The organism is Pedobacter sp. UBA5917, assembly GCF_002432345.1.
Lineage (GTDB): Bacteria > Bacteroidota > Bacteroidia > Sphingobacteriales > Sphingobacteriaceae > Pedobacter.
Genome location: NZ_DJDT01000322.1, coordinates 3,937 through 26,544, shown reverse-complemented (window position 1 = coordinate 26,544; position 22,608 = coordinate 3,937). Strand labels below are relative to the sequence as shown.

General features: G+C 40.4%; 23 protein-coding genes and 1 tRNA gene. 5 read left to right on the top strand and 19 right to left on the bottom strand.

The features are described 5' to 3' along the window. Positions 1–123 precede the first annotated feature (123 nt). From B2V92_RS22630 to B2V92_RS22570, 13 genes are all read right to left on the bottom strand, one after another. A complete protein-coding gene (locus B2V92_RS22630; protein WP_293312396.1) occupies positions 124–651 on the bottom strand; it encodes an SRPBCC family protein in 528 nt (175 codons plus the stop codon). 67 nt (positions 652–718) lie between these two features. Further along, positions 719–1,633 (bottom strand): helix-turn-helix domain-containing protein, encoded by a 915-nt coding sequence (locus B2V92_RS22625; RefSeq protein ID WP_293312394.1) that lies wholly within the window; start codon positions 1,631–1,633, stop codon positions 719–721. A gap of 103 nt (positions 1,634–1,736) precedes the next feature. Further along, positions 1,737–2,459 carry an SDR family NAD(P)-dependent oxidoreductase gene (locus B2V92_RS22620; protein ID WP_293312392.1) on the bottom strand — a complete coding sequence of 241 codons (723 nt, stop codon included), beginning with the start codon at positions 2,457–2,459 and terminating at the stop codon, positions 1,737–1,739. A 209-nt stretch (positions 2,460–2,668) separates the two neighbouring features. Further along, a complete protein-coding gene (locus B2V92_RS22615; protein ID WP_293312390.1) occupies positions 2,669–4,018 on the bottom strand; it encodes an alkaline phosphatase family protein in 1,350 nt (449 codons plus the stop codon). A 4-nt stretch (positions 4,019–4,022) separates the two neighbouring features. Continuing rightward, entirely contained in the window at positions 4,023–5,195 is a 1,173-nt protein-coding gene (gene eboE / locus B2V92_RS22610; protein ID WP_293312388.1) for a metabolite traffic protein EboE, read from the bottom strand. Between the two features lie 3 nt (positions 5,196–5,198). Beyond that, on the bottom strand, positions 5,199–6,362 hold the full coding sequence (locus B2V92_RS22605; RefSeq protein WP_293312386.1) for a 3-dehydroquinate synthase: 1,164 nt from the start codon (positions 6,360–6,362) through the stop codon (positions 5,199–5,201). 22 nt (positions 6,363–6,384) lie between these two features. Beyond that, positions 6,385–7,269 (bottom strand): UbiA-like protein EboC, encoded by an 885-nt coding sequence (eboC, locus tag B2V92_RS22600; protein ID WP_293312384.1) that lies wholly within the window; start codon positions 7,267–7,269, stop codon positions 6,385–6,387. A gap of 6 nt (positions 7,270–7,275) precedes the next feature. Then, entirely contained in the window at positions 7,276–8,217 is a 942-nt protein-coding gene (locus B2V92_RS22595) for a TatD family hydrolase (protein ID WP_293312382.1), read from the bottom strand. Positions 8,218–8,279: 62 nt separating this feature from the next. Then, a complete protein-coding gene (locus B2V92_RS22590) occupies positions 8,280–9,122 on the bottom strand; it encodes an EboA domain-containing protein (protein WP_293312380.1) in 843 nt (280 codons plus the stop codon). Positions 9,123–9,159: 37 nt separating this feature from the next. Continuing rightward, complete coding sequence (locus tag B2V92_RS22585; protein WP_293312378.1) at positions 9,160–9,540, bottom strand: transmembrane 220 family protein; 381 nt, start codon at positions 9,538–9,540, stop codon at positions 9,160–9,162. A gap of 248 nt (positions 9,541–9,788) precedes the next feature. Then, on the bottom strand, positions 9,789–10,700 hold the full coding sequence (locus B2V92_RS22580) for an alpha/beta hydrolase (RefSeq protein ID WP_293312376.1): 912 nt from the start codon (positions 10,698–10,700) through the stop codon (positions 9,789–9,791). A 69-nt stretch (positions 10,701–10,769) separates the two neighbouring features. Next, a complete protein-coding gene (locus B2V92_RS22575) occupies positions 10,770–11,681 on the bottom strand; it encodes a helix-turn-helix domain-containing protein (protein WP_293312374.1) in 912 nt (303 codons plus the stop codon). A 93-nt stretch (positions 11,682–11,774) separates the two neighbouring features. After that, positions 11,775–12,641: a LysR family transcriptional regulator gene (locus B2V92_RS22570; protein WP_293312372.1), complete on the bottom strand. Its 867-nt coding sequence runs from the start codon at positions 12,639–12,641 to the stop codon at positions 11,775–11,777. 72 nt (positions 12,642–12,713) lie between these two features. Here B2V92_RS22570 and B2V92_RS22565 point away from each other — a divergent pair, with 72 nt between their 5' ends. After that, positions 12,714–13,256 carry a GNAT family N-acetyltransferase gene (locus tag B2V92_RS22565; RefSeq protein ID WP_293312370.1) on the top strand — a complete coding sequence of 181 codons (543 nt, stop codon included), beginning with the start codon at positions 12,714–12,716 and terminating at the stop codon, positions 13,254–13,256. Next, positions 13,256–14,158, top strand: a complete 903-nt coding sequence (locus tag B2V92_RS22560; RefSeq protein ID WP_293312369.1) for a DMT family transporter — start codon at positions 13,256–13,258, stop codon at positions 14,156–14,158. Before B2V92_RS22565 ends, B2V92_RS22560 begins: the two co-directional genes overlap by 1 nt. A gap of 84 nt (positions 14,159–14,242) precedes the next feature. Here B2V92_RS22560 and B2V92_RS22555 read toward each other — a convergent pair whose 3' ends face one another. After that, entirely contained in the window at positions 14,243–15,418 is a 1,176-nt protein-coding gene (locus B2V92_RS22555; protein WP_293312367.1) for a cupin domain-containing protein, read from the bottom strand. A gap of 220 nt (positions 15,419–15,638) precedes the next feature. Between B2V92_RS22555 and B2V92_RS22550 the strand changes: the two genes are divergently transcribed. After that, positions 15,639–16,340: a FadR/GntR family transcriptional regulator gene (locus tag B2V92_RS22550; RefSeq protein WP_293312365.1), complete on the top strand. Its 702-nt coding sequence runs from the start codon at positions 15,639–15,641 to the stop codon at positions 16,338–16,340. Positions 16,341–16,384: 44 nt separating this feature from the next. Here B2V92_RS22550 and B2V92_RS22545 read toward each other — a convergent pair whose 3' ends face one another. Further along, positions 16,385–17,983, bottom strand: coding sequence for a GxGYxYP domain-containing protein (locus B2V92_RS22545; RefSeq protein ID WP_293312363.1), 1,599 nt, complete (start codon positions 17,981–17,983; stop codon positions 16,385–16,387). Between the two features lie 37 nt (positions 17,984–18,020). Continuing rightward, entirely contained in the window at positions 18,021–18,869 is an 849-nt protein-coding gene (locus tag B2V92_RS22540) for an AraC family transcriptional regulator (RefSeq protein WP_293312361.1), read from the bottom strand. A gap of 109 nt (positions 18,870–18,978) precedes the next feature. Between B2V92_RS22540 and B2V92_RS22535 the strand changes: the two genes are divergently transcribed. After that, a complete protein-coding gene (locus tag B2V92_RS22535) occupies positions 18,979–20,130 on the top strand; it encodes an acyltransferase family protein (RefSeq protein ID WP_293312360.1) in 1,152 nt (383 codons plus the stop codon). 8 nt (positions 20,131–20,138) lie between these two features. After that, positions 20,139–21,014, top strand: coding sequence for a sugar phosphate isomerase/epimerase family protein (locus B2V92_RS22530; RefSeq protein ID WP_293312358.1), 876 nt, complete (start codon positions 20,139–20,141; stop codon positions 21,012–21,014). A gap of 97 nt (positions 21,015–21,111) precedes the next feature. On the opposite strand, the gene B2V92_RS22525 is transcribed toward B2V92_RS22530, so the two are convergent. The 3 genes from B2V92_RS22525 to B2V92_RS22515 all read right to left on the bottom strand — a co-directional run bounded on the left by B2V92_RS22525 (position 21,112) and on the right by B2V92_RS22515 (position 22,327). Further along, positions 21,112–21,195: transfer RNA gene (locus tag B2V92_RS22525), tRNA-Leu, on the bottom strand. Positions 21,196–21,240: 45 nt separating this feature from the next. After that, complete coding sequence (locus tag B2V92_RS22520) at positions 21,241–22,005, bottom strand: MBL fold metallo-hydrolase (RefSeq protein ID WP_293312356.1); 765 nt, start codon at positions 22,003–22,005, stop codon at positions 21,241–21,243. A 49-nt stretch (positions 22,006–22,054) separates the two neighbouring features. After that, positions 22,055–22,327 carry a hypothetical protein gene (locus B2V92_RS22515; protein WP_113951401.1) on the bottom strand — a complete coding sequence of 91 codons (273 nt, stop codon included), beginning with the start codon at positions 22,325–22,327 and terminating at the stop codon, positions 22,055–22,057. Positions 22,328–22,608 lie beyond the last annotated feature (281 nt).

Sequence of the window (22,608 nt, the reverse complement as noted above, 5' to 3'; positions counted from 1 at the left end):
CGTCATCTCGACCGTAGCGGAGAGATCTACGCATAGATTTCTCCCTGCCCGAAGCAGGCAGGCATTCCACTGCGTTTCAGTCGAAATGACGGTATTTTTGAAGGAATTATTTTGACAACAACATCACTTCTCCGAAGCAACCTTTAAAGCTTTTAGCCAGTAAATAAGCGAACCTTTATTTACAGATTGGAATTTTTCACTTAATAACCAAACCAACCAGCCTTCCATACTTTCTTCAACCTTTACAACCGTTTTGTTGCCCTGTTTAATAAAATGCCAGTTGTGGATGGCAAATGAACCAAATGCAGGACCAGACCACCCTACTTCTCTATTGTTTTCGATTGTATGAAATGTGGAGCGGATGGTTAAACCATGTGTTTTCCAGTCGAAAGAGGTTCCTACTTTAAAAGGTCCATTTATTTTACTGCCCGGAATTTCTTTTTGCCATTGCGGCCATCGGTTTACATCAGCAAAAATCTTCCAAACGCTATCGGTGGGTGCATCAATAACGATTTGCAATTTGGTAACCACCGGCGCACTTTCGTGAATATTTTTGGTTACACGGTAAGAGCTGCTCATTTCTAATCCGGCAACGGCTAAAGCCAATAACACTATGATAAGGCCTGTTATTTTGATCAATCTTTTCATCATTATTTTTGTTGAGATAATGATTCAAAAGTAAAGTCGTAAACCTGCCTAAAATTGTAAGTTTACGAAATCAGTTAAAGGATTGGCGGAAAGCGACCGGTGAAAGGTTGGTTTTGGATTTAAACAGTTTACTAAAGGATTGCGGGTGACCAAAACCCAATTGATAGGCAATTTCGCTAATGGTAAGTGTTGTGGTTGATAGTTTCTCTTTTGCCCTTTCAATCAGTTTATCATGGATATGCTGCTGGGTACTTTGCCCTGTGGTTACTTTCAACAGGCTACTCAGGTAATCGGGCGAAAGGTTTAATTCTGCCGCAAGATCGTTTACTGTTGGCAAACCATTTTCTATTGCATTTTCAGCAAAATAACGATCCAGAAAACTTTCTACCTGATCCAAAACCTGGTGATTGGTAATCCGCCGCGTAATAAACTGGCGGTGATAAAAACGTTCGGCATAGTTAAGCAGCACTTCAATCTGCGAAATAATAATCTGCTGACTAAAAGCATCAATATTGGCCTGATATTCCTGTTGGATATTTTGGATAATGCCCGACATTGTGATTTCTTCCTTTTCGGAAAGGAACAGTGCCTCGTGTACCGAATAACTAAAATAAACGTACTTTTTGATCGTTGAGGCCAATGGGAAATTCCAGAGAAAATCGGGGTGTATCAGTAACATCCAGCCTGACTTATCGGGCGAATCGTCTGTTACCTCAACTCTAAAAACCTGTCCGGGGGCGATAAAGAACAAAGTCCCGTCATCAAAATCATATTCCTGCTGTCCGTATTTAAACCTGCCCTTCATATTCTTTTTCAGGGCAATGAAATAGAAATCGAATACCCAGCTTACGGTATTGATGCTAGCCGAATGTTTCATTTCGCCATAATCTACCAAACTGATCAGCGGATGTTCGGGTTTGGAAAGCCCCCTAACCCGATGGTATTCGCTAATGCTTTTTATCCTTTGAACCTGTTGATTGGCCATTGATTGAGTTATTTATGATACATAACTAAGATGAAGATTTATTTCGGTCGATGAGACACCGACCGATAATCAAGCTAATAAAAAAATCACGAAAATAATGCAATTACCATAGTATTTCGCCATCTTCTTTAAAGAATTTACCCGTTGTGCCAGGAAGTGGTTGATTAACCAGGTTTACAACGGCTTTTGCACCCTGCTCTACTGTTTTTATTCCCTGAAAATTATTCAGATCGGTAGCCGTATAACCTGGGGTAACGCTATTTACACGAAAGTTTGTATTGCTTAATTCATTTGCCAGCATCACAGTGAAAGTATTGAGGGCCGTTTTTGATGAACCATAAGCATGATAGTTATCCCAATTGGTATTTCTTCCAGGGGTGGTATGCATGGTTAAAGAACCTACTTCGCTCGAAACGTTAATGATTGATGGCGCTTCAGCCTTTCTGAGCAAAGGCAAAAACTGCTGTGTGGTTTGGATTACACCAAAATAATTGGTTTCAAAGATTTCGCGGAGGTTTGCCATGTCGCAGGTCGAAATATTCTGCGGCTGATTGCCGGGAATACCCGCATTGTTGATCAATACGTCTAAAGCCGACAACTTATTTTCCAAAAGCACTTTTGCCTTATTGATGGAGTTTATATCTGTAACATCAAGCTCAATAGCTGCTACATTTGTTAAATCTATAGCCTTTAATTGTTCTTCTGCTTCTTTACCATTACTTGCGTTCCTGCTGCCCAGGAAAACGAAATAACCTTGTGCTAATAGCTGTTTTGCGGTTTCGAAGCCTATGCCCTTATTGGCTCCGGTAATTAAAACTGTTTTCATTTGTAATTATTTTTTGCGAACCGTTAATGTTGGTTCTTATAATTACAAATTTCCAATTTTCGGGAATGTTAGGTGTATGCTAATCCTGTGGATTTGTAGCCAAATCCTTTTTTAACGCGATCGTCATGCTGTCCCGATTCTAACATCGGGATCAGCATCTTTCATGCTACAAAGACCCTGAAATAAATTCAGGGTGACGATAACTTATGTTAAACCGTCAAACTCTCCCAAATCACATTATAAACATCAGGCGCGTGCAGGGTTTTATCTATTGGCTTAGCAGTAACCAAAATTGGCTTATACTCATCCGTTATATTGGTACGCCCATGCGATCCTTTAACCAGCGTTGCATCCAATGGAATTACATCCATCACATAACGGAAACCTGCTTTTTTCCTTAACAGTTTATAACCTGCACGGAGTTTGGAAGTCATAAACATTTCTACCGGATCGTAACCAGGTTTTTTATGGATATCAACCACCCTTGCATAATCAGGAGCTTTAGCATCATCGAGCCAGAAATAATAGGTAAACCAACTGTTTTCTTTAGCCACCAATACCAGATCGCCCGAACGTTCGTGGTTGATGTGGTGTTTTTTCTGTTCTTCTTTATCCAGAATGAGCTCGATACCCGCAGCATTTTTCAATAAAGCCTTTACCTGTTCGGTTACACTTTTATCGTTGATATATACATGCGCAATTTGGTGATCGGCTACGACAAAAGCTTTTGAAGCACCCGGATCTAACAACTCCAACCCTCTTTCTTCGCGGATCTGGATCAAACCATTTTCCCTGAATAAACGGTTTAAATGGATCGGATTGTTTACTGGGGCAATGCCATATTCGGAAAGTAAAATGATACGGGCGCCCTTTTCTTCGTAAAAACGCACCAGATCTGATACTACCTGATCTATTTCCTGCAATTCGGGCTTGATTTGTTCTAAATCTGGTCCGAATTTTTGTAAACAGTAATCCAGATGTGGCAAATAGATCAATGTAAGCGTAGGATTGTGGAGTTTTTCGGTTTCCATTGCGGCATCGGCAATCCACCTGGTTGATTTGATGTTGGCACCGGGTCCCCAGAACTGGAACAAAGGAAATTGACCTAATTTATCCTGCAAATAATCGCGCAATTCGGCGGGTTGCGAATAACAATCGGGCAATTTACGACCATCGGCCAGGTAATTTGGACGTGGTGTTACCGAATAATCAACCGTAGAGTACATGTTGTACCACCAGAACATATTGGCACAGGTAAAGTTGGGATCTTCTTTTTTGGCCTGATCCCATATTTTTTCGGCATTAACGAGTTTGTTCGACTGTTTCCAGAATTTAACTTCGGCATCGGCATGATCGTACCAACCATTACCTACAATCCCAGTTTCAGAAGGAAATTTACCGGTAAGGTAACTCGATTGCACTGAGGTAGTAACCGCTGGCAACAATGGCTCGATGGTAGTAAAATTATTTTCGGAAATATATTTCTGGATAAAAGGCGTATGTGCTCCTATTACGGATGAAGATAAGCCTACTATGTCGATAACTACGGTTTTATGCATAATCTTATTGTTCTAATAATGTTTTTACCCAGGCAAGCTCCCTGATGATGGAATCGTTGAGCGGTGCTTTTAAAGCTGTTGGCAAAACTTCCCAGGTGTAGGTTTCTACTTCGAGGTGGGCTGTAAATGGTCCATTTTTTTGCAGGTCCAATACTTCGGTAATATCGCTTTGTGTAGACTGGATCATCCCCATATCTTCCACAAAAATGGGTACATGAAAATGTGCACGCCACTCTTCTACCGATAAATCTCCACCCTCTGTTAATGCTTCGGCAAGATCAGGATAACGCAATAAAGTACCGTCATTTTTGCGCGCAATTACCTGGTGCAGGTAAGTTGGTTCATCAAAACGGCTTAACTGATCCAATACGGCAGTTCTTTCGGGTGTTGAAGCCGGTAATTTTGCTTTCAGTGCCGCACTGATCTGGATTTTACCGATTTTGATGCCTTTATCTTTTAATTCGTTGATAATGGCGGTATGTGGTTCATATCCGATGGCAAAATGACAAACATCATAACATAAATTGATGTGTTTTTTAATCAGATCATCATTATTTCCGGCAGGTAAAAGTTTATTTTCGTACCAATCGATAAATTCAGGTCCGGATTCAAGAAAACCATCGGGTTCGGGCTCGATATCCAAATGGATTAACTTGCCGGTCTGCTCCAATATCTGATGCAGGCCTTCGGCAACTTTTACAATATTAGCGGTTGCCCTGGTTGTAGCATTTTCTCTTGCTTCTACATCGGCAAACCATGGTTTATAACTTAATGGAGAAGTTGAAATGCCGCCATCCATATCTTCAGGAAGCAATTGCGAAAGGATATTGGCCAAACGAAGGGTATAAGCTACCCTATCATCAGTCGTCCAATCGGGGGCATGTACCTGATCTTTAACCCTTGTGTTATGAAAACCGCCATAAGGGAAGCCATTCATGGTAAACACATATCCGCCTTCATCCTGAAGCCATTGTTTAAAAACAGTCAAATGGTTATGCTCCAAAAGTTGGGTACTGGCCAGGTTAGAAAGGCGTAAACCGATCCCCATGGGCGAATCGGGTGATAATTCTGCTTTTAGCTTAGGAAAACTAGCCTTCAATACTGCAAAATGTGCTTCCCAGCTTTCTCCTGCATAAATATTAGTACAGAAAGTTAAATGTCCGGAATTTAATTTCATAACTTAATGTTGGATAGTGGCCGTTTGATTATTTAAAATTTCGGCTGCCTGTTTTAAAATTTCAGTATCGATTTCGTGTACTTCTTCGCCACTGCCAATACCGGTAAGCAGGGTAATGGTTAACTCGCCGCCAAGGTGTTCGCGGAATTCTTCGAGCCCCTGTAAAATCGGGCTATTACCTTCTGTAACCTGTAATAATGAATGCGTTAACTCAAAACCCAATTGCTGGATGAGGTTAATTATCCTTTGTGCTTCATCGGCAGTGATTCTTCCTGATAAGTTAGAATATACGCTATCCAAAGCAATACCCATAGCAACAGCTTCGCCATGCCTTATTTCAAAATTGGTCAGGTATTCGAGTTTATGGGCACTCCAATGACCGAAATCCAATGGTCTGGCCGAACCATTTTCGAAAGGATCGGCACTGCGGATATGTTCTAAATGCAGTTTGGCGCATTTCCAGATCTGGTAATTCATCGCCTCAATATCACGGCCAGCAAGTGCTGTTGCGTTATCTTCGAGCCATTCGAAAAATTCAGCATCTTTAATCAAGGCCACTTTAATGGCTTCGGCAATACCCGAACGCCAATCGCGATCGGATAAAGTGCTTAAAAAAAGTTCGTCGTTAAAAACAGCAACAGGAGGTGAAAAAGTACCCAGAAAATTCTTTTTATTGAAATAGTTGATGCCATTTTTTACCCCAACACCCGAATCGTTCTGCGAGAGTACGGTACTCGGAATCCTGATGTGTTTAATACCCCTGTGTGCAACCGTAGCAGCATAACCCACCATATCGAGCACGGCACCACCACCAATTGCGGCAACAAAAGAATGCCTGTCTATACCATGAATGTTAATGGCATCAAGCACCTGATCGAAATAACGGGTATCGTTCTTTACCTGTTCTCCACCAGGAATGATCAGCACATCCTGAACCAGTTGTGTTTTATCATATTTGGAGAAATAGGTTTTAATTTCAGCAACAAGCCCCTGGTGTGCATTGGCTACGCCTTCATCAATTACAAATAAAATTTTCTTTACGGTAACCGCTGGGTTTAAGTTGATCAAAAAGTTGTTCAGCAATTCGTTTTGATCTGAAAACAATGCTGAAGTAAAAAAAATGTTGTAGTTATATTGTACAGTGAACGATTGATGTAAATGTTCCATATGAGTGGATAATGTGTGTGTTTTAGGTAACGGCGAATAATTTAGAGAGCCATAACGATAAAGGTAATAAAGCGGCAATTACAAAAGCGAGGATCAGCGCATCGAAAGTTACCGCCCAGGCGGCATCCATCAAAATTAATGATATTACCCCGGCTTTAACCGCAGCGCCAATATTTTTACCCATAGGTTGTTTTATTGCCTTTAAAAGCGGCCTGAAAATCATAAAAGTAAAAGGCACTAAGAACAGTAACGACCATAATAAACGATCGTTCGTAAAAGCGAAATAAGCAATGGCACAAATTACAATGGCATATAAAAAAGCTGCGATGTATAAATTTTTGGCATGGCCTCCATGTACTTCGCCACGGCTCGTCATGGTAATGGAGAAAATATACACCACCGGAATAACTGCAAGATAGTAATGGCTGCAAAGCATTTCGGGCACAATGCTTAAACCGAGCAATAAATTAAAACCACGGCATAAGCCCATATTCAATGGACCGAAAAAAGAATGGTGTTTGCCAAATTTGTTATACAGCAAAGCAAAAACAGCAACCAAAAGAGCCAATATACCCGAAGTAAAACTATTTAAAGCTGCCAATATGATGCCGCCAGAGAGTAAAAGCGTACCAAAAGTGGCCGCATGCTGTAAACTGATCAATCCACTTGGGATGGCCCGCTCGGGACGTTCTATTTTATCAAGCTCGGCGTCAAATACATCGTTAAAAACGATGCCTCCGCCATATAAACAGGCTGTTGAAGCAGCCAAAAGCAAAATTGAAAGCCATGGAATGGAAAATCCGCTGCTTAAAACACCCGAAATGGCAATACCTGCTAAAATATCGGCTACAGAGGTAACAATATTAGCAGGGCGCATCATGCGCAGGTAAACAATTAATTTTTTCAATACAATTTAGCTGATGATGATCGAAGATTTATCGGGTCTGGGCTGTTGTCCGCCGCGTAAAATGGTGTTGCCTTCAAATTTCGCGGTAAGATCTGCCTGTGCGTTAAAATCGGCTTCATCAATCTGGCCGCTTTGTGCAAAAGCTGTAATCGCATTGCGGTAGGTAACCAGTTCAATATCCTGATCGCTTAAACCACGCATTTTCATTAAAGCTGCGGTTTTTGGTACCGCTAACGGGTCACTGATGCCCCAATCGGCAGCCGAATTTACCATAATGCGTTCTGCACCATATTGTTTCACAATTTCTACCATACGCTCGTTGCCCATTTTGGTAAACGGATAAATGGTAAAAGCTGCCCAGAAACCACGGTCTAGTACTTCTTTTACGGTTTCCTCATTATTATGGTCGATAATTACCTGATAAGGATCGAGGCCATGCTCCAGGGCAATATCCATACTCCGTTGGGTACCTTTTTTCTTATCGCGGTGCGGGGTATGCACCTGTACAGGCAAACCTGCTTCTTTGGCAAGTTCGAGCTGTAACCTGTAATATTTTTCTTCGGCAGCAGTCTGGTCGTCGAAACCGATTTCGCCGATACCCACCACGCCTTCTTTATAAATAAACAAAGGCAGTATTTCCATTACCTGCTCGGCCAGATTTTCGTTATTGGCCTCTCTTGAATTAAGTCCGATGGTACAATAATGTTTAATACCGAACTGTGATGAACGGAAACGCTCCCAACCGATGAGGCTGCTATAATAATCCCTGAAACTATCCAGGCCTGTACGCGGCTGCCCCAGCCAGAAAGCGGGTTCGATGAGTGCAACAACACCTGCATCGGCCATGGCCTGATAATCATCAGTAGTTCTCGAGGTCATGTGAACATGAGGATCAAAAAATTTCATCCCCTTAACCGCACTGATATCGAAAGCCTCTGGCTCTCCCATCGTTGCTTTATCTCTTGCGATTGAACTGCTACAACACATATCTTTATCTTAGTTTTTATCTGTTAAAATGAATTCCAGTTTAAGCTGCCATCAGCCAGGGCCAATTTTAGTTCCGGAAAGGTATTGATATAATCTTTTGCCGGCTGGTAATCCGACTCCTTTACAGCCAATGCAATGGCACGCTGTTCGGTCTGATCGTAATGCTGCAGACCGGTTTTAAGGTCTTCAAAAATTCCGGCATTGATAAATTTAGCCACCAGGCGCCACAACTGTGGGTTTACCTCCCTGCCGGCAGCCCAACGCTCTTTGGCATAATCTACCAGTGTTAGCGCCAGCTGAAGGTTGGCCCTTTCATCAAGCCCAACAATATTTTTAATGTTTTTTTCGGTGAAGAAAGCCTTTAAAACAAGCTGGTTCCAGGCCGCTTCATCGAGGTTTGCCGCCGGATATGGATTATTTTCCATAATGGCTTCCAAAACAGAACCAATGTTGCTCCTGATCCCTTCGGCACAACGTTTTACCCAGATTTCGGGATGGGCCAAAAATGGCAGCGCCGAATATAAAGCTACAGCTTCGTTCACCTCTGCCGACAGAAATAAACGGTTAATGCTTGCAAATAACACCTCTTTATCATCCAGATCCAAACCGGCCAATAAGCACACACGGCTAAGTCTATCGATGGTCCAGTTACGGATATAACCAAAGTCGACTGTATCAAGTGCTTTTTGCTGGTCGTTGTTAACTGCAACCTGCAATTTGCCTGTTTTACGGGGCAGCATTACAAATACTTTGGCTAACTGTGCTGATTGATCTGAAGATTGTATAAAATCTTCTAACCAATTTTCGGCCTCTAAACTGATATTGTTTTTAACAACAGACCATATTATTTCTTTTACCGCCTTCATATTATCATCTCTTATAAATAAAATTGTTGAAAAATACTTATGCGGTAATACCAGCAGAACAGAAATAGTTGATCAACAGTGCGCCTGCGATGATCAGTAAGCCAAAAAATTCGCGTGTTTGCTCAATATAAGGTTTGGTAGCCTGCATGCTCTGCACCAGGCTTTCGCGGCGGTATTTCGTAATCCAATCGCGCACGCCATCTTTTGCAAAGAAAAGGATAATGGCATATATGAGGTAGAAGGCAATTAAAACCAGGTAAGCTACAGGATAAAATTTACCGGCTGCAGCCAATCCGCACGATATTGCAGCACTTAAATAAATAGACACCCACAAAAAAGCATCGTTATCGTTAAGGTTTACATAGGCAAAACCCAAAAACGAGATGCAGAAAATAATGTTAAGAATAATTAAAGGCATTTTAAGTTATTTGGTTTAAAACAAGCTAAATCGATTTCCCGATTCTCTGATTGAAAAACAAAGTTATTTAAACTGAACACTTTTTTTGCACTAAAATTGTAAATTATATGCTGCTATAAAAGTTTTTTTTGATTAAAAACAGTACTGATCCAAACTCAAAAACGCCTGATTTTGAATGAAGGAATATCCAATACAAGCAGATTTCAACAGAATTGAAGGTCACATTACTCCAACCCGGCGATAACAATTTATCGTTCAACGGGTGCAAAACCGTTTTTCCCCATCCACTCGTAGCAACTTATAAACCAATTATCTTTATTTTCTTCATCATAAATGCCAAAACCATGCCCCCCTGTTTGCAGGATATGCATTTCACTTTTAACCCTGGCTTTGAGCAGTGCATCGAAAAACTGCAGGCTATTTTTAACAGGGATTACATCATCATCAGCCGCGTGAACCAAAAAAGTTGGTGGTGTAAGGTGGTTAACAGACTTATTGGTGCTGTATAGGGCAAGTGTTTTGGGATTGGGATTTTTTCCTATCAAATTTTCCCTGGTGCGGGGTATCTCCGGATCATAAATGATAACGGGATAAAGTAAAATCATAAAATCGGGCCTGAGCGATATATTTTCTTTATTTTCTATCACTATCCTGCTTAACTGTGTCCCTTCCGTTGACACTAAATGACCACCTGCCGATAAGCCCATCATGCCTATTTTGTTCGGATCGATATTCCATTCGTTAGCCCTTTTCCGTACCATTTTAATGGCAGTTTGTGCATCCTGTAATGGGCCAATGCTTTTATCATTCATAATTTTATCGCTGGGCAGGCGGTACTTTACTACAAAAGCAGTAACCCCCAACGCATTAAATGCCTTCGCAATTTCAATGCATTTTTTGGGCGCAAGCACAAAATAACCACCACCGGCAAAAATAATTACAGCCGTTCCATTGGCTTTATTTTTATCCGGAAAATAGGCCTGCATGCTGGGAATGCTTACATTTTTTATCAGGCCACTGCTATCGGTTTCTTCCACATAATCAACAGGGGTTTTCTTTGCGTTTGGTATCTGATTATGGTAAAGCGGAATGGTAAGATCCTGTGCATAACAAAATGATGCGGACAAAATATAAAAGAAAAAAATAAAGGCTCGTTTCATGTAACTGGGGTTTACAACTGATTAAAATTACACCCGTTTTAACAAAAAACATGTGCAGAAATGCGCTATTTATATATGTGCCTTCCTGAATATTAAAGGTTGAAAACCATAAGCCGATTTAAAGGCCCTGCAAAAGGCACTCTCATTTTCGAATCCACAGGCCCAGGTTATTTCGTGGATGGGTTTCTTTGTATTTTTAAGCAGATGTACAGCATGTTTGAGTTTTACCGCAATCAGGTATTGATGCGGGGTAACCTTAAATACAGATTTAAACTGCCTGATGAGCTGCGGAACCGACAAACAGGCCATACTACCCAGTAATTTTAAATCCGGCTTCTCCATAAATGTTGAATGGAGAAAATCCTTCGCGATACACAAACGCCTGTAAATTTCGATTTTTGAACTGGGCTTTATGGCAGCAACCTCGGCTATTTTTTTATTGTCGGATTTGAGTGTACCGATCAGGTGTCTGAGTAAAAAAAACAGGTGTTCTTCAGCTCCACCATCATAACCATTATCTTCGAGATGCGAAATAAGCGCTACCAATTGCAACTGTAATTCAGGATCAATATCGTTCAAGGTCTGAAAAAATTCGGGTTGTTTATTATTAGGGTAAAATGGGTTATCCAATAAGTCTGTTTCAGTTTTCAGGGTATCCTCAAATACCTGGGCAGCAAAATCCTTTTGAAAAAAAACCGATAGCCCCCTTACTTTATCATGCGTATCGATTTTGCAGGAATAATTCTGCTCATCATTGAGGATCAGGAACTGCCCTGGCCTGATGGCCAACCGGCGATGATTAACGCCATACCACTCCTCTCCTTTTAATACTGTTTTGAAAGAAAGACAGCCCACATGGTCATCGCAAAAACTATAACTGCTAAGGGTATTAAATACAACATTATGCGCTTTAAATCTCTTAAAATGAAGATCCTCATCAAAATTAGGGTTCGAGTGATCTGGTAACGAAGTTAAATACATCTGTTGATCATATTTTTGAACTAAATGTTAATACAAGATACTAATTGCGCTATCAAGGTCGATAAATATTCGAAAGTATCTGATGAGTAGAGTTTAATTTTCAAAAACAAGCTTTAAAATATTGGCAAGCACAGGATTATGATCATCGGATCGCCAATTGATCAATAAATCGGTTTTAAAGGGCAGTGGGATAAACCGTAGCCCCGGACTTTGATGGTGCATATAAGAATCGGGTAAAATGGCAATCCCCAAACCTTTTCTTACCAATGCAATGATAGTTGATCCAAATTCGGAGTGCAGAAATACGTCGGGAACAAAATCATAAGATTTAAAAAGTGTCTGGATAATCTCGCTATAACTGCTCCCCTCATCTTTTGTGGGCAGGATAAACTTCTGCTGTTTAAGGCTTTCGGTTGATAAATCATCAAAACCCTTAAAAGGATGTTCCAACGGAACCACCAATGCCAAATGATCGGAATAGATCTTTTTTGCCCTGATGCCCGGTTCATTATTGATATCGCGGGTAATGGCAAGGTCTATTTTATAATTTTTCAGAAATTCAAGCTGGTTTTCATACAGCACCTGTACCAGTTTGATCTGTAACTGTGGAAATGCTGCTGTAATCTTCGCTAAAATATCGGGCATAAGCGAGGCCGATATCGAATCGGGATGTGCGATGGTGATGGTTCCGCGTTCGCCCAGATGAAGCTGTTTAGCAAACTGATGGATATATTCGATTTCATTTAACTCTACCTCCCATTTTTCTTTTAAAAACTTACCGGCCGGAGTGAGTTTTACGTTGCGTTTATTGCGTTCGAAAAGCTGTAAACCCAGTTCGTTTTCGAGCGACTGGATCTGCCGGCTAAGGGCTGATTGTGTGATATTTACCTTTTCGGCCGTTTTCCAGTAATGAAGCTGATCTGAAAGGGCTAGAAAATACCTGATGCGCTGAAGATCCATTAATGCAAAATACGCATTAATAAATGAAATAATAGCATTTTAAATCATTTAATAACTTGTTACATTCGTGCCATGGAGCAGATCATCATCGAAAGGGTAAACATTACCGACATCAAAAAACTACAGAAAATCGGGAGAAACACCTTTTTTGAAGCTTTTTCCGAGGTAAACACGGAAGAAAACATGAAAGATTACCTTGAAAACAGCTTTTCGGAAGATAAACTGAGAGCAGAACTGAACAATAAAGATTCTCGATTTTATTTTGCGCTTGTTGATGGAGAGGTAGTGGCTTACTTAAAAATCAATTTTGGCGAAGCACAGAACGAAAAAATAAACGATGCAATCGAAATTGAACGGATCTACGTATTAAAAGCATTTCATGGTAAAGGCGTAGCACAGGGCCTCTACCAAAAAGCAATCGATATCGCTTACGAAATACAGGTTGGCACGGTATGGCTTGGGGTTTGGGAAGAAAACTACAGGGCTTTGAGGTTTTATGAAAAAAATGGTTTTACGCCATTTGGTAAACATTCGTTTTGGCTTGGTGATGACGAGCAAACAGATCTGTTGATGAAAAAAGAACTGGCCAATACAAACGAATTAAAAGCATCATAATGGAAAAAAGAACTCTTTTTCTCATTTTACTGATCCTGGGAACCGCTTTTTGGGGCATTTCTTTTTCAGTTACCAAACTGGCCATTGGCCAGAGCCAACCGCTTTTATTTTTATTTTACCGTTTCTTTTTGGCTACGATGGTTTTATCGGTAGTTTTCTGGAAATATGTGAAAAAACTGAATCTGGCCTCCATAAAAACCGGTGCAAGCCTGGCCATTCCGCTGGTACTTGGCATTTACCTGCAAACCCTGGGCATCACGCATACTTCTGCATCACAATGTTCGTTTGTTGCGGGCATAACGGTGGTGATGATCCCGGTGATCAAACTCCTGATTTACCGCAAATCTACCTCTTTAAAAATATGGATTGCGGCTTTTACAGCACTGATCGGCTTGTTTGTAATCTCCATTAACGATCACCTCCGTATCGGAACTGGTGATCTGTATACGATTGTAGGTGCATTTTGCTTCGCCATCTACCTGATACAGATTGAAAAGGAATCGAAAGCAGGTGATATTGTACCAACTATCGTACCTATGTTTGCCACTTGTGCTCTATTAACCTTTTTACTGGCCGCGTTTCAGAACGATACGGTATGGGTTCCGCAGCAGCAGACCTTCTGGATAGGTATTATTTTCTGTGCGTTATTTTCGACTGCATACATGTACACCATATCCAACATCGCCCAAAAGTACATCAGTGCCGAAAGGGTATCGATTATTTATCTTTTCGAACCCGTTTTTGGAGCTTTTGCAGCACATTTTATCCTGGGTGAAGAAATTACCTCACGCTTGATTATGGGAGGTGGGTTGATATTTCTGGCTACACTGATATCAGAACTTAAATGGAAAATGCCAAACCAGCTTGCAGTATTCGGATTATCAAAAGGAAAAAAGGACTAAGCTTATTGCTCTAATTGCAAAGTAAATCAATCACATGCCATACATAAGATGCCTGTGATTGATTTACGGAATTATTGCAGAAAGTTAATAAATACCATCCTTGTGGTTAATTAACGATGCAGCCTGCTCTAGCGACATCCCAAAATGATCGGCCACCAATTGGGGCGGATTGGAATTTAACCAATCATTTAGCGACAAGGATTGGTAAACCGGACTGTTAAACAACACAATCAGCTTTAAGGTTTCTGTTCCGGTATTTTCGATAAAATGGCCATAACCCTGTTTTATAAAAGCAACCATCCCCTTGCTATAAGGCATTGTTTTTACACGACCGTGCGAACCAAAGATACTTACCTCACCTTTCCCTTCTATTACATACTGCCATTCATCAGCATTTGGGTGCCAGTGCAGCTCGCGGATAGCGCCAGGCTCAATTTCCATCAGCATGGAAGTGATGGTCTGCTGGATCGGAAACTCCAAAGAAGAAACCATTTTTACCGAACCACCTTTAAACTGCTGGTAAACCCCATCTTTGGCCATACGGAATTTATGCGCCGAATTGCTGTAAGGAATAGCCGGGTTGATATTTTTTGGTCTTGGCTCAACCGCAATTTTACCCACACCGATATATAATTCCTTTTTAGGAAGTTTAGCGAAAAAACTAGCCGGTAAACCGGTATTACGAGCCATAATTTCGGGCGATACATGGCTTACCCAATCGGTAATGCTAAAAGTACCGAATTCGGAGAAGTGTCCGCTATCAAAACCCAACAGAAAATGGCATGGCTTATTACCAAGGCATTGCAGCATGTGGCCATGTCCTTTTGGGAAATACCAGATATCACCTTTTTCAAAATCATCGGTTGATGTGGTGCCGTCAGGCGTAATTACGGTGGTACGTACCTGTCCTTCTAAAATATAGGCCCATTCGGCAGCTATCGAATGCCAGTGCATTTCGCGGAAAGCACCAGGTTGCAGGTGCATTGATACCCCTGCGATACTCTGCGAAACAGGAAATTCTTCAACAGTGGCCTCTTTAGCCGTTCCCCCCTCGCTCTTATAACCCTCGCTCCCGTTTTCGATATCATAAACAAAATCCTCTAAAGGTTCTTGTGCCTTAGCTAAAGTAGCTTTACCCATTTTCTTGGGCGAAGCCTGTGTTTTTTCTGGCGTTAACATATTTATGCCGGTGGCTGCAGCTGCTATGCCAACTGCCGATAGTGATGCTGCGGAAAGGAACCCGCGTCTTGTTGTTTCCATGGTGATCATTCATTTTGTATCCAAATATAAAAACAAAACATCATATGAATTATTAAAGATATGATGTTTTATGTGTTTACCGATCAAACTTCACCAAAACTTCATTAAATCTCCAAAAACGATACGAAATGAGCTATCCTGACTTTTAAGATAAATGTCATTAAGCATTACAAATCTTCATTTCAAACAAGAATATCATCCAAATAAGAAAAAAGATCAGATGAATTCAGACAATAATACGATCAATCTGATTTTACCTAAAACATTGTATGTTTGTGATATGAAACTTTACGAAAAGGTTGTAAACGAGATCAAAAAAGACATTTCGGCAGGGATTTATAAAACAGGCGAAAAAATCCCCACCGAAAGCGAGCTGATGAAAAAATATTCTGTTGGCCGCTCATCTATACGCGAAGCGATTAAAACACTGGCTATTAGCGGTATACTCACCGTTCAACAGGGAGCAGGTACCTATCTGAATGCTTCCAAGCCAGACTTACCGATAGAGGAACAATTGCAACATGCACATTTCGATGATGTAAATGCCGTACGAAGGTTGCTTGAGCAGGAAATTGTTAGATTGGCAACCGAAAAGCATCAACCCGAAAATATTGCTGAAATAGAGCATGCGCTCGCAGAACGGAAAAAAGCCCTCCAGGAAGATGACAAACAAAAATGTGCAGAAGCCGACATTGCTTTCCATACTTCGATTGCAAATGCTTCTATGAACCCTGTACTGACTACACTTTATCATAGCTTTACCTCTATCATCCGGAACTTTTTTAAACATCGCGATAGTAAAGGTCTTACCTACTTCGCCATGAACCACCACCTGCACGAAGAACTTTTAACGGCGATTAAAAGCAGAAATGTAAAACGCAGTCTTAAAGCGATAGAAAACATCTTAGATAATAACCACTAAACTTATCAGTTTTCTTAAAAAAGGAAAAGATCTCAAATCTAATTTTACTTTGGATTAATTGTGATACCATTTTCCTCGCGGATAAGCTGAAAAAGGTGATCAGGCCGAACCACCACATAATCTTCATTTAGTGAATTGGCCACATTTTTAAAACTTGTGGGCGATACATTGGTCCAGGGCTGTGCCTGTATAATCACAAAACGTGGCGAGGTTTTATTCCAGCCAGCCGCAGCACTGGCAATATGGTTTTTCATCGCCTGCTCATTTGTACAGTAGTTACAGGCAAGCGCCATACCAGGTAAACTTTCATTATAGATCGTAAGTCCGCCTCCGGTGTTCTGGGCAGTTACACCAAGCAGTGATTTTGCCCCATTGGCATACATTTTCCCAACTTCAGGATTAATTCCGCCAACAATGGTGTTCCAAATGGTAATTACCCGTAAACCGGCACGTTTATTATAATCTTCTGTTTTGGAAACAAACTTTTTCAATAGATTTTCGTCGTTCCAGGTATTGGGATAAGTATAACCGTAACCTGATGGTCCTGAAATAAGGTTATCATTATTGGTAGAGGTTTTCCAATAGTAATTAAGTGCGCCGGGCATCGCATCCAGCATAGCCGGCGATACCGTCCATCCCATTGGTACAGCGCCACGATCGGGGTTATTCCAGAGCTTACGCATCAAATGTTCGGTAAACTGTAAATTATCTCCATCACTCAAGATAAATGCAACATAAATCTTGTTCTTAAGTTCCGGTTTTCTGGGGATTGGTTTTATTTTAACGGTTCTTGATGTTCCGCTATGTACCGTTAAGTTCGAGCACCAATCGCTTGCAATAGTAGCAATGCCATACTTTGAAGCCCGCTCTACCCCCGGGCCTTCCTGTGGCCACCAACCCATAAAATTTGCACCAGGCGACATTGAAGAAAGAAATTTGTTGAGCAACTCACTTTCTCCATCAACTTTAGGATCAAGCCATATTACTGCAACGCCCAAGGCGACAGCATATTCGCGAAGAGCTGCTTTATGCGCATTAGGATTTAGCCCGATTAACAAACGGTGATCGAGACGTGGCCAGTATTCATCATATAACGATTGATAAACTTCGAGCTTACTGTTAAATTTACCTCTCAAATCGAGTAAAACAGGTAAATTATAGGGAGCTGACGTTAATTTTGACAATAATAAAGGTGAAGCAACCAGTGCATTTTTGCTTTTTGCAATTACCGTAGCCAGGTTAACGGTATGTATCTGATCGGGATCATAAACAATTAAACCAGAAATTTCACTTCGGTATTTAGTAATCAAATCCCATTTATCTACAGATTCTGCCCAGTTTAAACCCAAAGACTCCAGCCAGGTATGCGGGCCCTCTGCGAAAGCATCACCTTCATAAGAAAAAATACGTGGTTTAGTTCTGTTTACCGTACCCTTTAAAGAAGCAAACAGATACATTTCTGCCGAAGTGTAAGGTGTGTTTCCATGAAGCGTAATTAAATCCTGAACATGTGCCGGTGAAGGGAAAGATGGAAGCAGCTGGCCGGATGGCCATTTTACCTGTGCTATAGATGATGTAATAAACAGATAGAACAGAAGAAAGTGCAGGGCTATAATTCTAAGCATTTTAATAAGCTTCGTCATCTGTTAAATATAAAGCTAACTTTTAGTTAATTTAATATCATTGCTGTTGCATACGGAACTGTGTGGGAGAAGTATTTACCTGTCTGCGAAAGGCCCTGTTAAAATGGGGCACATCATTGAATCCTACCTGATGGCTGATCTCCGAAATCGTAAGATTTGTTTTTTCGAGCATTTGAATAGCTGAATTTATTCGGTATTCTGTAAGGAAAGTAATAAAGGATTTTCCGGTCATCCGTTTAAAGAATACACAGAATGACGCTTTCTGCATGCCCACCGACTTTGCAATTTCATCGAGTGTAATTACCCGCTGATAATGACTTAAAACGAAAAGGTAAACTTCCTGAAGCTTTTTTTCTGCTTTATTTTCTATCAGTGGTTTTCCAACAACTTGCATATCCACGTGAAAAGAAATCAGTTCCAATATTAAAATAAAAGAACTTAGTTTTTCAATTTCACTTTGAGCAATCATAGTAACCAATAAATGCTGAAGCCTTTTTAAAGTATCTCCTGAAAAACTTACCGCATTTTTAAGTTCCCTGATTTTAGCGATGATTTGAGAAAGCATTGTTGATAAAATACCGGAGCTGGATAGCAACCCATCTTCGATAAAAATGCATATATTTTCTATTTTACCCTGGTTATCATGGATCCGTTCTTCAAAATACCAGCAATGGGGAATATTTGGTGGAATAAGGATAATCTCACCCTGATTAAAATTTTCCACATGCCCGCCAATCATCCTCGTACCGCTCCCCGTTATGATATAGGAAAGTTCCCAGGTTTGCTGCTGGTGGAGAGGAACCTGCTGGTTCCATCGGATGTGTACATGGTCGAATTGAAAGAGCTGTTTAGCTATAATTGGATAATATTTTATGTTTTCTTTCAAAATTATCGGATTAACCCACTAAAATAAAAATATAAGACAATAATAAAAAAATATCCAACAAACACCGAGGGCCATATCTTTATATTTTTGCTGAATAAGTTTTTCTATTATGCAATCTTTAAACAGTACTGTGGCTTCAAAACCTCATTATATTATTCTCGACGGGCTCCGTGGTGTAGCAGCAATTATGGTGGTGTTCTTTCATATTTTTGAAACCTTTTCGGGAGGTGATCATACCAAACAATTTATCAACCACGGTTACCTGGCGGTAGACTTTTTCTTTATGCTCTCGGGTTATGTGATCAGTTATGCGTACGATAGCCGCTGGAATAAAATGGGATTAAAGGATTTTTTCATCCGAAGGCTGGTCCGCCTGCAACCGATGATTATTGTTGGTTCTATCATTGGTGCAGCCTTATTTTATTTTCAGGCATCTGAGGCATTGGGTTGGTCGGCAATAGCCAGCACCCCGGTATGGAAACTTCTTTTAGTTATGTTAATCGGCATGACCATTATTCCGGTTGGTAAAGGGCTTGATATCCGCGGCTGGAACGAAATGCACCCCCTAAACGGTCCATCATGGTCTTTATTTTTTGAATACATCGCCAATATAGCCTATGCGCTGGCATTAAAAAATATTTCAAAAACAATGTTGTTTTTACTGGTTTTAATATCCTTTGGATTTACCTTTCATTATGCTTTTACAAATCCTAATGGTGACATCATCGGTGGCTGGTCTATTGATGATCTTACACAATTGAAAATTGGCTTCGTGAGGTTATGTTTTCCCTTTCTAATGGGCATACTATTGGCCAGGGTCGTTAAATTAAAGTACATTAAAAATGCTTTTATGCTTACGAGCATTCTATTAGTGCTGGTTTTTGCCTTCCCACGCCTGGGCGGACATACCTCATTGTGGATGAATGCAACATACGAATGCCTTGCCCTATTGGTTATTTTTCCCCTGGTTATCCTGATTGGGGCAGGCGGAAAAGTTATTGGAGAAAGTGCTAATCGGCTATGTAAATTTCTGGGTGATATCTCCTATCCGATTTATATCACGCACTTTCCGCTGGCATATTTGTATATGGCCTGGGTAAATAATGGGAAGCATACTTTGCAAGAGCCCCTATCATTGATATATGGATTTTTGACGGTGATTATCGCGGTGGGCATGGCCTGGATACTGTTGAAATTTTATGACATGCCGGTAAGGAAATGGTTGGGAGAAAAACTGCTTTCAAAAATAAATACACATTAAAACCAATCATGAGAAAAATTAAACAAACAATTTGCACATTGCTGATTACTGCGGCCGTATGCGCCGGCAATTTCCAACAAAGTTATGCACAATCAAGAGGTGGTATTGGTCTTCAGCTTTTTTCGTTGAGATCCCTATTACCAAAAGATGTAGCTGGAAATATTGAAAAAGTTGCAAAAGCAGGCTATAACCAGGTTGAGCTTTATGGTTTTACCATTAAAGATCAGTTTTGGGGCCTAACTCCTTTGCAGCTAAAAGCATTATTGGATCAAAACAAACTTGAGGCCATCAGTGGTCACTTTAATGTTTCGCCATACCTTGCCTCAGGTGATGAAACCGAATTAAGGGCTGCCATTGAAGCAGCAAAAGTACTTAAGCTAAAATATGTAACCATCCCATGGCTGGCACCAGAATTCCGCAAATCAGCTGCAGACTATAAAACCCTGGCCAAAAGATTAAACCGTGCAGGCCAATTATGCCAGAACTCAGGACTTTCACTGGCTTATCACAACCATGATTTTGAATTTGAGAAATACGAAGGTCAGACAGGTATGGATATTCTTCTTAAAAACACGGATAAAAAACTGGTTAGTTTTGAAATGGATATATATTGGACAATTCGGTCCGGTATTGATCCCGTAAAACTTTTCAAAGCCAACCCCGGCCGTTTTGCCTTATGGCATGTAAAGGATATGGATAAAGATGATCCAAAATTGAATGCTGAAGTGGGTAGCGGTTCAATAGATTATGTTTCGCTTTTTAAACAGGCAAAACGATCAGGCATGAAATATTTCTTTGTAGAACACGAGACCAATTATAAACCGAATATCATTGGATCAATAACCAACAGCAATAAATATATCCGAAAAAATATAATGAGGTAATTGCCGATAGGAATTATTAGCTTATTACAGCTAGCAGAACTCCCCCGTTGCTAGCGCCGTAAAAAACAAAAGAGTTTGGAAAAACCCAAACTCTTTGTACCCAGAAGCAGATTCGAACTGCCACGCCGTTGCCAGCGCCACCCCCTCAAGATGGTGCGTCTACCAATTTCGCCACCTGGGTTTATGCTGCAAATATAATTTAATTTTGCATTTTCGGAACAATGATTTACAATTCTATCTGTAAACCATCAAAAGCCAGCCTGATATGATTGGGTAGTCCCTTTTCAACATCTGCATGTTTGCCCAAATTATGGCTGATGTGTGTTAAATAAGTAGTTTCGGCACCTACTTTTTCTGCAAAAGCAATGGCCTCGCCCAATGTAAAGTGCGAAATATGCGGTTCTTTCTGCAAAGCATTAATCACCAATATTTTTGATCCTTTTATCTTCGCGAAACTCTCTTCTGATATGGTTTTAGCATCGGTAATATAGGTGAAATCGCCTATCCTGTATCCCGTAATCGGAAGCAGGTGATGCATTACCTCAAAAGGAATAATGGTGCTTTCGCCGATTTTAAAATCTTCGCCATTTGTTACCGTATGCAGGTTAATCTGCGGCAGGCCAAAGTATTTGGTTTCGGCAAAAATGTAATAAAATTCTCTTTTTAGTGCCGTTTGCACCCTTTCTGTCGCATAAACATCTATTACCTTATGGAGCAGGTAATTAAAGGGTCTGATATCATCCAAACCAGCAATATGGTCTTTGTGCTCGTGCGTAAATAAAACCGCATCCAAATCTTTTACATTTTCGCGTAATAGCTGATAACGGAAATCCGGTCCGCTATCTACCACAATGGTTTTATCGGCAGTTTCTATTAAAATGGATGTTCTTAAACGTTTATCTTTTTTATCAGGAGATAAACAAACTTCGCAATTACATGCTATAACAGGAACGCCCTGCGATGTACCGGTACCTAAAAAAGTAACTTTCATCGGTTAAAACTTTCCTTTCTATCCATATAACTCCTTTGCTGCATTTCCATTAAAATAATTCGGTTTGTTGAAGCGATAAATAAAACTGCCTTTGTTTTTCTTCCAGCAGGTTCTCGTCGGTATTGGTTTGTTTCACCAGGGTTACCAGCGCAGCAATTTTCCCTTCCAGATTCGAAAATTTATTTACCACAATAACTTTATTGTGTTCCAACAAACAGGAGCCGGTTTTAAAGTTCCCTTTTTCGTAGCGTACCTTATAACCCATTGCAAAAAGCAGGGCTTCTAATTTCTCTAAAGTATGGTTTGTTAGTGGCAATGACATTGGAACAAACTTAGATAAATCTGCGCAGCATTCATAAATACAATTGTAAAAAATATGGCTTTTTATGTTTGCGCTCCCCTTAACAAATAGAATATCGATTTACAAATTTCTTAGATGAACTAAGGTATCTAAGGTGGTCAATTGAAAATAAGCGATATATATCTAAATTATTAACCTGAGTTCGATTAATATCCATCAGTTTTAGCAATATCTCCTCAGTGCAGTCGTCACCCTGAATTTATTTCAGGGTCTTTATGCTAAAAAGATGCTGAAATAAATTC